Source organism: uncultured Methylobacterium sp. (genome assembly GCF_964251405.1).
In the GTDB taxonomy this organism is placed as follows: Bacteria; Pseudomonadota; Alphaproteobacteria; order Rhizobiales; family Beijerinckiaceae; genus Methylobacterium.
Genome location: NZ_CAXUJR010000111.1, coordinates 1 through 10,846, shown reverse-complemented (window position 1 = coordinate 10,846; position 10,846 = coordinate 1). Strand labels below are relative to the sequence as shown.

10 protein-coding genes are annotated in these 10,846 nt (G+C 68.4%); 7 read left to right on the top strand and 3 right to left on the bottom strand.

Features of this window, described 5'->3' with window-relative positions; all coding sequences use genetic code 11:
• Nucleotides 1–32: 32 nt before the first annotated feature.
• Both ACFE7U_RS15875 and ACFE7U_RS15870 read left to right on the top strand, forming a co-directional pair.
• Nucleotides 33–3,164, top strand: coding sequence for an ATP-binding protein (locus ACFE7U_RS15875; protein WP_375410688.1), 3,132 nt, complete (start codon nt 33–35; stop codon nt 3,162–3,164).
• A gap of 6 nt (nt 3,165–3,170) precedes the next feature.
• A complete protein-coding gene (locus ACFE7U_RS15870) occupies nt 3,171–3,821 on the top strand; it encodes a LuxR C-terminal-related transcriptional regulator (protein ID WP_375410687.1) in 651 nt (216 codons plus the stop codon).
• A gap of 94 nt (nt 3,822–3,915) precedes the next feature.
• On the opposite strand, the gene ACFE7U_RS15865 is transcribed toward ACFE7U_RS15870, so the two are convergent.
• Entirely contained in the window at nt 3,916–4,335 is a 420-nt protein-coding gene (locus tag ACFE7U_RS15865) for a hypothetical protein (RefSeq protein ID WP_375410686.1), read from the bottom strand.
• 43 nt (nt 4,336–4,378) lie between these two features.
• Nucleotides 4,379–5,566, bottom strand: a complete 1,188-nt coding sequence (locus ACFE7U_RS15860; protein WP_375410685.1) for a pyridoxal phosphate-dependent aminotransferase — start codon at nt 5,564–5,566, stop codon at nt 4,379–4,381.
• Nucleotides 5,567–5,743: 177 nt separating this feature from the next.
• Here ACFE7U_RS15860 and ACFE7U_RS15855 point away from each other — a divergent pair, with 177 nt between their 5' ends.
• The 5 genes from ACFE7U_RS15855 (at nt 5,744) to ACFE7U_RS15835 (ending at nt 9,439) form a co-directional block, all read left to right on the top strand.
• Entirely contained in the window at nt 5,744–6,535 is a 792-nt protein-coding gene (locus tag ACFE7U_RS15855; RefSeq protein WP_375410684.1) for a DsbA family protein, read from the top strand.
• 94 nt (nt 6,536–6,629) lie between these two features.
• The gene (aroQ, locus tag ACFE7U_RS15850) at nt 6,630–7,091 is read left to right on the top strand and encodes a type II 3-dehydroquinate dehydratase (protein WP_375410683.1); all 462 of its coding nucleotides are present in this window, start codon (nt 6,630–6,632) and stop codon (nt 7,089–7,091) included.
• A 16-nt stretch (nt 7,092–7,107) separates the two neighbouring features.
• Nucleotides 7,108–7,581 (top strand): acetyl-CoA carboxylase biotin carboxyl carrier protein, encoded by a 474-nt coding sequence (gene accB, locus ACFE7U_RS15845; RefSeq protein ID WP_375410682.1) that lies wholly within the window; start codon nt 7,108–7,110, stop codon nt 7,579–7,581.
• A 10-nt stretch (nt 7,582–7,591) separates the two neighbouring features.
• A complete protein-coding gene (gene accC, locus ACFE7U_RS15840; RefSeq protein WP_375410681.1) occupies nt 7,592–8,956 on the top strand; it encodes an acetyl-CoA carboxylase biotin carboxylase subunit in 1,365 nt (454 codons plus the stop codon).
• Nucleotides 8,957–9,142: 186 nt separating this feature from the next.
• Nucleotides 9,143–9,439 carry a hypothetical protein gene (locus ACFE7U_RS15835; protein WP_375410680.1) on the top strand — a complete coding sequence of 99 codons (297 nt, stop codon included), beginning with the start codon at nt 9,143–9,145 and terminating at the stop codon, nt 9,437–9,439.
• 163 nt (nt 9,440–9,602) lie between these two features.
• On the opposite strand, the gene ACFE7U_RS15830 is transcribed toward ACFE7U_RS15835, so the two are convergent.
• The gene (locus ACFE7U_RS15830) at nt 9,603–10,409 is read right to left on the bottom strand and encodes an SDR family NAD(P)-dependent oxidoreductase (RefSeq protein ID WP_375410679.1); all 807 of its coding nucleotides are present in this window, start codon (nt 10,407–10,409) and stop codon (nt 9,603–9,605) included.
• Between the last annotated feature and the right edge of the window lie 437 nt (nt 10,410–10,846).

Genomic DNA, 10,846 nt, shown 5'->3' with positions numbered 1-10,846 from the left:
TGTTGTCGCGTTCAGAATAGGAATTCGGTCGGATGGCCGGCGTCGAAGACACAGCGCAAGCCGGTCCCCCTGCCACCGCCAACGAGAAGATTCCGGCACAAGGCCGTCCCTTCTCGTTCTATCTCGGTGTCTTCGCGCTCGTTCTCACCCTGCCTCTGATCGCCATCATCATCTTCGTGACGAACCGCTATGTCGGGTCCGAGCGGATGCGGCTCGAGGCAGTCTCGATCGAGGCCAACATCGATCTCGGCCTCGCCGTCGAGCGCGACCTCATCGCGCTCATCGCCGCCCTGCGGGCTCTGGCGGCCTCGCCCGCCCTCCTCGACGACCTGCCACGCTTCCGCCTGCAGGCACGGGAGGCGATGGCCGGACGCCAGGGCGACCTTTTCCTCCTCGATGCGAGTGGCCGGGACCGGCTTCACGACGAGAGCCCGCCGCTCCCGGCCGATTACCTCACTGCCCTGCGCCGACGGCTGGAAATCGGCTCCGGGCCGGAGATCTCCGACCTGCTGCCCGAGTTGCACGGACGCGGACGCCAGGTCGCTGTCTCGGTGATCGCCTCGGGACCGGCGACGCGGCCCGCTGCCCTCGTCTTCGCGATCCGCCCTTCGCATTTCGCGGACCTGCTGCAGAGTCCGGGGCTCCTGCCGCCCCATCGCGGATCGCTCGTCGACCGATCGGGTGTCCTGATCGCGCGGACGTTGCAGAGCGAGAGCTACGTCGGCCGTACGGTCCCGGGAATCGGGGCGACGACGAGCGCCTACGGCTCCCTCGATGCGATGGACGTGGAGGGTGTCGCGGTCCGGCAGTATTATCGTCGCTCGCCGATCTCGGGCTGGTTCATCCTCAGTTCCGTCTCGTACACGGCCCTGCAGAGCTCGCTGCGTCAGTCCCTGTGGCTGCTTGTTGCCGTGGCGGTCTCATTGCTCCTCACCGCGTGCCCCTGTGCGCTGTTCCTGATGCGCCGGATGCAGTCGGCCGCGCAGATCACGCTGGAGGCCGCGCGCGGGCTCGGGCAGGGCGAACGCATCACCTATCGCAGCACAGGCGTGGCCGAGGCCGACATGGTCAGCCAGACGCTGGCGGACGCCTCGGCACGCCTGCACGAGCAGGCGGAGAGGCTGCGCAACAGCAACGTCGAGCTCGAGCGCCGGGTGGCCGAGAGGACGCACGAACTCGCAGAGAGCCACGCCCTGACGCAGAGCATCCTGGAGAACACACCGGATACCGTGAAGCTGCTCGATGCGTCGGGCAGGATCATCTTCACGAACGAGCGTTGCACGCATCGCGCCGGATCGGACGCGATGATCGAGGGGAAGCGTTGGACCGATTTCTGGCCCGGTGAGGGAGGCCTGACCGCCCGCCAGGCCATCGTGGTCGCGCAGCGCGGCGCCTCCAGCCGGTTTACGGCTTGGCGCGGCCGCAAGGGGACCGACGAGACATGGCTCGACGTCCTCGTTACCCCGATGCTCGACGCCCGCGGGATGACGCAACGCATCCTGGCCATCTCGCGCGACATCACGGCCCAGCATCACCACGACGAGGAGCTACGGATCGCTAAGGAGAGGGCCGAGGCGGCCTCGATCGCCAAGGCGGAGTTCCTGGCCAACATGAGCCACGAACTGCGCACGCCCCTCAACGGGATCCTCGGCTACGCCGACCTGCTGGCCTCCGACCGCGATCTCATGCCGGTCCAGCGCCACCGGGTCGTTCGGATCCAGGACGCGGCCGGTGCTCTCCTGTCGATCGTCAACGACATTCTCGATCTCGCCAAGATCGAGGCGGGCGACATGGCTCTCCATTCGCGGCCGTTCTCGCTTGCCGGGCTTCTCGAAGATGCCACCGCGCTCGTCCTGCCGATGGCCACCGCCAAGGCCGTCTCCCTCGACCTCGCGATCGACGAGCGTCTGCCCGCCTCGCTCTTCGGCGACCCGGAACGGTTGCGGCAGGTCGTGCTCAACCTCCTCGGCAACGCCATCAAGTTCACCGACAGCGGCAGCATTCACCTCGGCGTGGCGGTCGAGGCGGTCGAGGCAGGCGGATGCCGCTTCAGCCTCTCGGTCCGCGACACGGGCATCGGCATTCCGGCCGAGCGCCAGCACCTCCTGTTTCAGCGCTTCTCGCAGGTCGACGCCTCGAACGAGCGTCGCTTCGGCGGCACCGGCCTCGGCCTTGCGATCTCGCACCACCTCATCGAGCAGATGGGCGGCCGCATCACGGTCGAGAGCGTGGTCGGCCAGGGCTCCACCTTCCGGCTCAGCCTCGACCTGCCGGTGGTGGAGGAGCAGCCGCCGCTGCCCGAGGAGGCGCCGCTCTCCTGCAACGTCTTTGAGGCCCATGTGCTCGTGGTGGAGGACGTCTCCCTCAACCGGGATCTGCTGGGCGAATTGCTGAAGGCCCTCGGCTGCCGGGTGGACCTCGTCTCCTCTGGCGAGGCCGCCATCCAGGCCGTGCAGGAGGCCGCCTACGACCTCGTCCTGATGGACGAGCAGATGCCCGAGATGAGCGGCACGGCGACCACCCGGATCATCCGCGGCCTCGATCATCCCGCCAGCGACGTCCCTATCGTCGCCTGTTCGGCCGACGTGTTCTCGCATCAGGTGCGCCGCTTCGAGGAGGCGGGCATGAACGGCCATGTCGGCAAGCCCCTGACCCAGGCGGTGCTCGCCAAGGTGCTGATCCGCCACGCCTTCCGGCTTCGAACGCCACGCGCCGACAGCCTGGGCGTTGGGCCCGCTGCCGGCATGGACGGCGACGTCTCCGCCCGATCCTGGCTTCCCGACGACCGCCTCGACACCGCCCTCGCCGAGCTGCGGCGGGACCTCGCGACCCTTGCGGCGGACATCGCCAGCCACGGCACCGCGGGCAGGACGGCCGCCGGCGCCCACGCGGTGATCTCCACGGCTTGCATCCTCGACTTCCCCGGACTCGGGCGTGCCTGCCAGGCCTTCGAAGTGGCCTGCCGCTCCGGCGACGGGCAGGAGGCCGCGACCGCAGACCTGCGCCGGGCCATCGATGGCACGGTGGCGCAGATCGACGAGCTTCGGCGCGCTCGCGAGGCGGAGACGAGCACGCAGCACCGGTTCATGGGCGGCCTGCCGGCCCCGATCTTCGAGCCGGCTATCCGCGGATACGGTTTCGACGACGCGACGACCATCAGGTGATCGACGATGAACCACGACGCTTCCATTGCGCTGATCGCCGACGATCACGAGCTCTTCCGGGCGGGGCTTTCCTCCCTGCTGAAGCGGGATTGCGGTTTCTCCTCGGTGATCGAGGCTGGCTCCCTCGACGCCGCGATGCAGGCCCTCGGTGAGAATCCCGCCATCACCTTCGCATCGTTCGACCTCGCGATGCCGGGTGTCGAGAACGCCCTCAGCCTACGCAGCGTGCGCGAGGTTTTTCCCCACGTGCGTGTCGCAGTGGTCTCGGGTTCGGGCGGGCGCGACGATATCTTCCTTGCGCTGCAGGCGGGGCTGCACGGCTACGTGCCGAAGACCCTCGGTATCGCCGACATCGTCCTGGCCTTTCAGAAGATCATCAAGGGCGAGATCTTCGTGCCCCCGTTCGTCGCGGATCTGCCGCAGCAGGGCGAGATGCCCGCGGGTACCGAATTCGCCCCCCTGCCCGAGTCGAGCACGAAGCTGACGCCGCGGCAGAACGACGTCCTGCGCCTGATCCGCTGCGGCAAGTCGAACAAGGAGATCGCCCGCTCGCTCAACCTCACGGAGAGCACCGTGAAAGTCCACGCGGTCGCTCTCTACCGTGCCCTCGGCGTGCACAACCGCTACGGCGCGGCGCGCATCATCGATCGGCCATGAGGGCGCCTGCCCGTCGCAGGCAGCGATGTTCGGAGCGTTTTCGTACCCCACCCGGCATCCGGCCTGTGTGGCCAGGGCTCTCGTCGCGCCGCTGCTACTGCCGTGGAGCGAGGCGTTGCAGTGCAGTGCCCAAGCCGGCTGCGGCTGCCTTCCGGTTGACGATGCCCTCCTTCAGGGTCACCCGCTCCAGTTGGTCGATCGCATCGAGCAGGACCTGAAGCATCGGCTGAACGCCGTCCTGTGCATCCTCGGGCTGCGACTCGGCGAGCTTCACCGCGGCGATCAGGACGTTGTCTCGCTCGTCCTCGATCCGAGGATCCCGTTCGACATGGCCCCGGACCGTCTCGTCGAACGCCTTCAGCACGGCCATCGGCAGGGCATCCTTCCCATGGCCTCCCGTGAAGCTCATCGCCCTCCGGCGGGCATCCTGGGCCGCGGACCTGACATTCTCGGCGAGCTTGGCTTGCGTCACGATCATTCCACCCCTGAACTCGACGGCCGCCTGGATCGTCATGCCGGGCCGGGCGGGCTGCCGAACCTGTTCCGGTCACCGGCCTTCAGGCCAGCCAAACGCGCAGGCGGGCGACGGCCTCGCCGCAATCCTCGGCACTCCCGGCGAACGAGAAGCGAACGTGATGTCCGCCCTCGACCGGATCGAAGTCGAGGCCCGGCGTGGCCGCGACGCCGGCCTCGTCGAGCATGCGCCGACAGAAGGCGGCCGCGTCGTCGGTGAGGGCCGAGACGTCGGCATAGAGGTAGAAGGCGCCGTCGGCCGGATGCATGCGCCCGAGGCCGAGGCGAGGGAAGGCATCAAGAAGGATCTCCCGATTCGCGCCGTAGCCGGCGCGGGTGGCCTCGACCTCCTCCACCGCGTCGAAGGCCGCCAGGGCCGCCACCTGCGACAGGTAGGGTGCGGAGATATAGAGGTTCTGCGCCAGCCGCTCGATGGGCCGCACCAGGGCCTCGGGCACCACCATCCAGCCGACGCGCCAGCCGGTCATCGACCAGGTCTTCGAGAACGAGTTGATGATCACGGCATCGGGAGCGGTGCGCAGGGCGGTGTCCGTGGGCACGCCATACGCGAGGCCGTGGTAGATCTCGTCGGAGATGAACGAGATTCCGAGTTCCCGAGCCGTCCGGGCGAGGTCCGCCAGACGGTCCGGCGCGATCACGGTGCCGGAGGGGTTGGCCGGGCTCATCACCAGAAGGCCGCAGAGCGGGCCCGTCGCATGGAGGGCCCGCACGCCCTCCCCCGTCGGCGCGAACCGGTCCTCGGCGTGCAAACGCAGCGGCACCGGCACGAGGTCGAGGGCGTTCAGGATGCTGCGATAGGCGGGATAGCCCGGCTCCGGCACCGCCACCCGTGCGCCGGCATCGAACAGGCTCAGGAAGGCGAGAACGAAGCCGGCCGACGAGCCCGTCGTGACGACGACGCGCTCCGGCGCGACGGTGACTCCGTAGGTCTCCCGGTAATGGCGGGCGATGCGCTCGCGCAACGCGGCGAGGCCCAGGGCTTCGGTATAGGGAAGCCGGCCGCCATCCAGCGCATGGCGGGCTGCCGCGATCACCGCACGCGGCGCTGGTCCCGAGGGCTGGCCGACCTCCATGTGGATCACGTGGCTGCCCGAGCGCTCCTTGGCGGTGGCGGCGCTCATCACGTCCATGGCGAGGAACGGTGCCACGCGGGCCGCGCGCAGGGAGTGGGCGCGGGCGATCACGGCATCAGGTCGGGAGAAGGCTGTCATGCCTCCCTCATCGCGCCGTTTCCGGCGCGATCCAAGTCCTTCTGTACTCCAAGTCCGGACGGAGACGCCTCGACACATGATTTGACCGGGCGCCGCGAAAACGCCTAACCCCGGGGCTACCGACGCACCCAAAGGCGACGCGCCATGCCGTCCGCCGCGACAAGACGCCGAGGATCCATGACGCTGACCCGCTCCCTGCTTGCCGTCCTCGCCGTCGCGGGTCCGCTCCTCGGCCTCACCGGCGCACACGCCCAGACGACGCCCCAGGGCGCTCCGGCCGTTTTCAACGAGGGCCAGCGGCAGGCCATCGAGGCGATCATCAAGGATTACCTCGTCAAGAACCCGGACGTCCTTCAGGAAGCGATCGCCGAGGGCGAGCGCCGCGCCCAGGAGACGCAGAGGCTGGCCCAGGGCGCGGCCCTCAAGGAATCGCGCGAAGCCCTGATCAACTCGCCGCACAGCGTCGTGGCCGGCAATCCAAACGGCGACGTCACCCTGGTGGAGTTCTACGACTACAATTGCGGCTATTGCCGCAAGGCGCTCACCGACATCCAGACCCTGATCAAGTCGGATCCGAAGCTGCGGGTGGTCCTGAAGGACTTCCCCGTGCTCGGCGCCGAATCCCTGGAGGCCAGCAAGCTCTCGCTCGCGGCCAAGCAGCAGCTCAAGGGCGACAAGCTGTTCGAGTTCCACACCAAGCTGCTCGAGAGCAAGGGTCGGGTGAACGCCGAGAAGGCCCTGGCGGTCGCCAAGGAGATGGGTCTCGATACCGCGCGCCTGGCCAAGGACGCGCAGGGTGCCGAGGTGAAGGCGGCGCTCGCCGAGAATGTCGGTCTCGGCGACAAGCTCGGCCTCTCGGGTACGCCGGCCTTCATCATCGGCGACGAGATCATCCCCGGCGCCGTCGGCCTCGACCCGATCCGCAAGACCATCGCGGAGGTGCGCAAGTGCGGGCAGGCCAGTTGCTGAGCCGGATCTCCGGCGCCCCCGCCCTGTCGCGGCGCGGCGCTTTCGTTCAGCATCCGGCTCCCGTCCCCGCGAACGCGATCACACCGTCCCGTCCATGATTCCGATCCACGTCCTCAACGGGCCGAACCTCAACCTGCTCGGGACGCGGGAGCCGGGGATCTATGGCAGCGCCACCCTGGCCGACATCGAGCGCGACCTGCGCGCTCGCGCCGACGCGCTTGGAGTCGCCCTCGCCTTCCATCAGACCAACCACGAGGGCGAACTCGTCGGCCTCGTCCAGGCCGCCGGCGCGGCGGGCGCGGGCGTGCTGATCAACGCCGCCGCCTATACCCACACCTCGATCGCACTGCGCGACGCCATCGCGGGAAGCGGCGTCGTCGCCGTCGAGGTCCACCTCTCCAACGTCCATGCCCGCGAAGCCTTCCGGCACGTCTCCCTCATCGCCCCCGTCTGCGCCGGGGTGATCTGCGGGTTCGGACCCGACAGCTACGCGCTCGGCCTCGACGCCCTGGCGCGGCTTCTCGCAGGCCCCGCCGCCTCCGCCTCTCAAGACTGAGCCCAAGACCGACCCGATGTCCAAGAACGAACCTTTCGACCCCGAGCTCGTGCGCGCGCTCGCCAACCTCATCACCGAGACCGATCTCACCGAGATCGAGATCGAGAAGGGGGACCTGCGCATCCGCGTGGTGAGGCGAATCGAGCCGGTCCATGTCCAGGTCGCGGCTCCGGTCGCCGCGGCGCTGGCGCCTCCTCCGGCCCCGCAGCCGGTGGCGGGCCCCGGCGGCGAGCGCACGAAGGCGGCCGCCGCGCATCCGGGGGCCCTGCCGTCGCCGATGGTCGGCACCGCCTACCGGCGCCCCTCGCCCGAGGCCAAGCTGTTCGTCGATATCGGCTCGGTGGTGGCGGTGGGCGAGAAGCTCCTCCTCATCGAGGCGATGAAGACCTTCAACGAGATCGTCGCGCCGCGCGCCGGCACCGTCACGGCGATCTTCGTCGAGGACGGCCAGCCGGTCGAGTTCGGCGAACCCCTCCTCGTGATCGAGTGACGGCGGCCGCATGTTCGAGAAGATCCTGATCGCCAACCGCGGCGAGATCGCCCTGCGGATCCTGCGAGCGGCCAAGGAACTCGGCATCGCCACCGTGGCCGTGCATTCCACCGCCGATGCCGACGCGATGCACGTGCGGCTCGCCGACGAGAGCGTCTGCATCGGGCCGCCTGCCGCCCGCGACAGCTATCTCAACATTCCGTCGATCATCGCGGCTTGCGAGATCACGGGCGCCGACGCGGTCCATCCGGGCTACGGCTTCCTGTCTGAGAACGCGCGCTTTGCCGAGGTTCTCGGGCATCATGGCATCGGCTTCATCGGGCCGAAGGCCGAACATATCCGGATCATGGGCGACAAGATCGAGGCCAAGCGCACCGCCAAGCGCCTCGGCATCCCCTGCGTGCCGGGCTCGGAGGGTGGCATCACCGAGATGGACGAGGCCAGGCAGGTCGCCGCGGAAATCGGATATCCTGTCCTGGTCAAGGCAGCCTCCGGCGGCGGCGGGCGCGGCATGAAGGTGGCGCGCTCGGAGCCCGAATTGGAGGAGGCGCTGGACATGGCCCGCACCGAGGCCAAGGCGGCCTTCGGCGACGACGCGGTCTATCTCGAGAAGTACCTCACGAAGCCCCGCCATATCGAGGTCCAGGTCCTCGGCGACGGGCAGGGCAACGCCGTGCATCTCGCCGAGCGCGACTGCTCGCTGCAGCGCCGCCACCAGAAGGTCTGGGAGGAAGGCGGGTCGCCGGTGATCAACGAGACGGTGCGTGCCGAGATCGGCGGCATCTGCGCCCGCGCCATGCAGCAGCTCGGCTATCTCGGCGCCGGCACGGTGGAGTTCCTCTACGAGGACGGGCGCTTCTACTTCATCGAGATGAACACCCGCATCCAGGTCGAGCATCCGGTCACCGAGATGATCACCGGGATCGACCTCGTCAACGAGCAGATCAGGGTCGCGGCGGGGCTGCCGCTCTCGGTCACACAGGACGAGATCAAGGTCTCGGGCCACGCCATCGAATGCCGGATCAATGCCGAGCACCCGGCGACCTTCCGGCCCTCGCCGGGTCTCATCACCTATTTCCATCCTCCGGGCGGCCTCGGCGTGCGGGTCGATTCAGCCGTGTTCCATGGCTACCGCATCCCGCCGAACTACGATTCGCTGATCGGCAAGCTCATCGTGCACGGGCGCACCCGCAACGAGTGCCTGATGCGCCTGCGCCGGGCGCTGGACGAGTTCGTGGTCGATGGCGTCGACACCACCCTGCCCCTGTTCCGGACGCTGGTGCGCAACGCCGAGGTGCAGGCCGGCGATTACGACATCCATTGGCTGGAGCGCTTTCTCGAGGCGGGCGGGCTCGACGGCGCGGATGCGGCCTGAGCCCAGTCGGACGAGGGCGCGGATAGGGGCGTCATCCTGAGGCAACGAAGCTTATTGTCCCACCTTCCGGGGAACGAGCCGGGTGCGACGATCGTTCTTTTCCCATTGCCGGTGCAGGAGATCTTCGCGCGAGCGATATCGCTTCGTATTCCGTCGCCAGTGCTTGGAACCCAAGGACGACCCGTAATGCGCTTCTCCAGTCTCCTGCTCGCCGGTGCGGTGTTCGCTGCGACACCCGTGCTCGCCCAGTCGCCGTCGGGCAATGTGGGCCAGCCGGAGCGCGCCGTGCCGCAGGCCGGCAACACCACGAGCGGCCCGATCGACAATCCCTCGACCCGCGGCATGGCACCGAACCCCGGCCCTGCCGCTCCCTCGGCAGGTGGCAGCATGGGCGCGGCGGAATCGGCCAAGGGCGGCAATGCCGACCAGACCAACCGCACGGTCCCCAATACCGGCAACACCTCGGGCGGCCCGTCTCGCTGAGCCGATCGAGCCACCAACGTCGACGTGAAGACGGCCGGTCCCGAGAGGGGCCGGCCGTCTCGCTTTATGAGACCTACGGCATCGCTTCGCGAGCGCAGGATCGGCCTTCGGTCGAGTGAATGAGGACTGACGGGTCGGCGACCCGGTTTCGGCCCGGACATCGTCAGCTTCCCACGCCCATCACCGATCCGCCATCGACGCGGATGAAGGCTCCCGTGATGAAGCTCGCCTGCTCCGAGCACAGGAAGGCGACCATCGCGGCGACTTCCCGTGGCTCGCCACGGCGCTTGGCCACGATGCCGGGTCGCTCATCGTCGAGGGTCTGCCGGACGGCCTCGTCGAAGGAGATGCCCTTTTCCTCCGCCTTCTTGTCCATCTGGGCATCGGTCATCGGCGTCGCGATGAAGGCGGGCGCCACCGCGTTCACGAGGACGCCGTCCGGCCCATAGGCCTTCGAGAGGTTCTTGGCGAGGTTCGCGATTCCGGCCTTGGCAACGCAGTAAGGCATTTCTTCCACGTAGGGCTGCACCGCGTCTTCGGACGAGAAGAGCACGACCCGTCCCCACCCGGCCTCGCGCATCCCGGGGATGAAGGCGCGCGCCGTGCGCACGGCCGCCAGCAGGTCCGTCTGGATGGTCTGCAGCCAGTCCTCGTCGGTGAGGTCGAGGAAGTCCCCGGTCGAGCCGGTGATGCCGGCGGCGTTGACGAGGATCGTCGGGGCGCCGCCGAACGCCTTGTCGGCGAAGGCCTTCAGGACCGCGATGCCCTCGCCGGAACTGAGATCGGCCGCCACGGCCCTGACGTCGCCGAGAGCGGCCAGTTCCTTCGCGGCAGCCTGGACCTTTGCCTCATCGATATCCGTGAGGACGACCTTGACGTCCTCGTGCAGGAGATATTCGGCGGTCTTGAAGCCCATGCCGGAATCGCCGCCGGTGACGACGGCGATCCGTCCGCTGATCCCAAGATCCATCGTTGCGCTCCGGTTTGCCGAGGGAGTGAAAGGCTCATCCGGCCCTGCCGTCAGGCCGGAGACCGAAGAAGGCGATCCGATCTGCGCTCAGGCGGTCCGCATGCGTGAATGGGACCGCGTGCGACGCGCCCGCGTAGATCTCGAACCGTCGGAGACGGTCGGAATAGCCAGTGCGGCCGCAGACGGGGAAGGCAGCCGTCGCTCCGAAAAGCGAACGGTAACCCGAGATCTTCGCAACCGAAACCCTGGCCGCGAACGAATGTCCTGATGTCAGTTCGGGACGCCAGCCGGAAGCGACCATCCCGCGCTCGGGATGGCCGATCTCCAAGACGGCGACGAAGCCCTACGCCATCTGCTGCGTCTCCGCCCCACTATCGGGCCTGGCTGGGCCAAGAACCGGCTCCTCGCCCATGGGCTTGTTCAGGAACACGCTGAAC

What these genes read in the sequence shown, in the direction of transcription:
- ACFE7U_RS15875 (WP_375410688.1), top strand. Translation starts at nt 33, where the DNA reads ATGGCCGGCGTCGAAGACACAGCGCAAGCCGGTCCCCCTGCCACCGCC.
- ACFE7U_RS15870 (WP_375410687.1), top strand. Translation starts at nt 3,171, where the DNA reads ATGAACCACGACGCTTCCATTGCGCTGATCGCCGACGATCACGAGCTC.
- ACFE7U_RS15865 (WP_375410686.1), bottom strand. Translation starts at nt 4,335, where the DNA reads ATGACGATCCAGGCGGCCGTCGAGTTCAGGGGTGGAATGATCGTGACG.
- ACFE7U_RS15860 (WP_375410685.1), bottom strand. Translation starts at nt 5,566, where the DNA reads ATGACAGCCTTCTCCCGACCTGATGCCGTGATCGCCCGCGCCCACTCC.
- ACFE7U_RS15855 (WP_375410684.1), top strand. Translation starts at nt 5,744, where the DNA reads ATGACGCTGACCCGCTCCCTGCTTGCCGTCCTCGCCGTCGCGGGTCCG.
- aroQ (WP_375410683.1), top strand. Translation starts at nt 6,630, where the DNA reads ATGATTCCGATCCACGTCCTCAACGGGCCGAACCTCAACCTGCTCGGG.
- accB (WP_375410682.1), top strand. Translation starts at nt 7,108, where the DNA reads ATGTCCAAGAACGAACCTTTCGACCCCGAGCTCGTGCGCGCGCTCGCC.
- accC (WP_375410681.1), top strand. Translation starts at nt 7,592, where the DNA reads ATGTTCGAGAAGATCCTGATCGCCAACCGCGGCGAGATCGCCCTGCGG.
- ACFE7U_RS15835 (WP_375410680.1), top strand. Translation starts at nt 9,143, where the DNA reads ATGCGCTTCTCCAGTCTCCTGCTCGCCGGTGCGGTGTTCGCTGCGACA.
- ACFE7U_RS15830 (WP_375410679.1), bottom strand. Translation starts at nt 10,409, where the DNA reads ATGGATCTTGGGATCAGCGGACGGATCGCCGTCGTCACCGGCGGCGAT.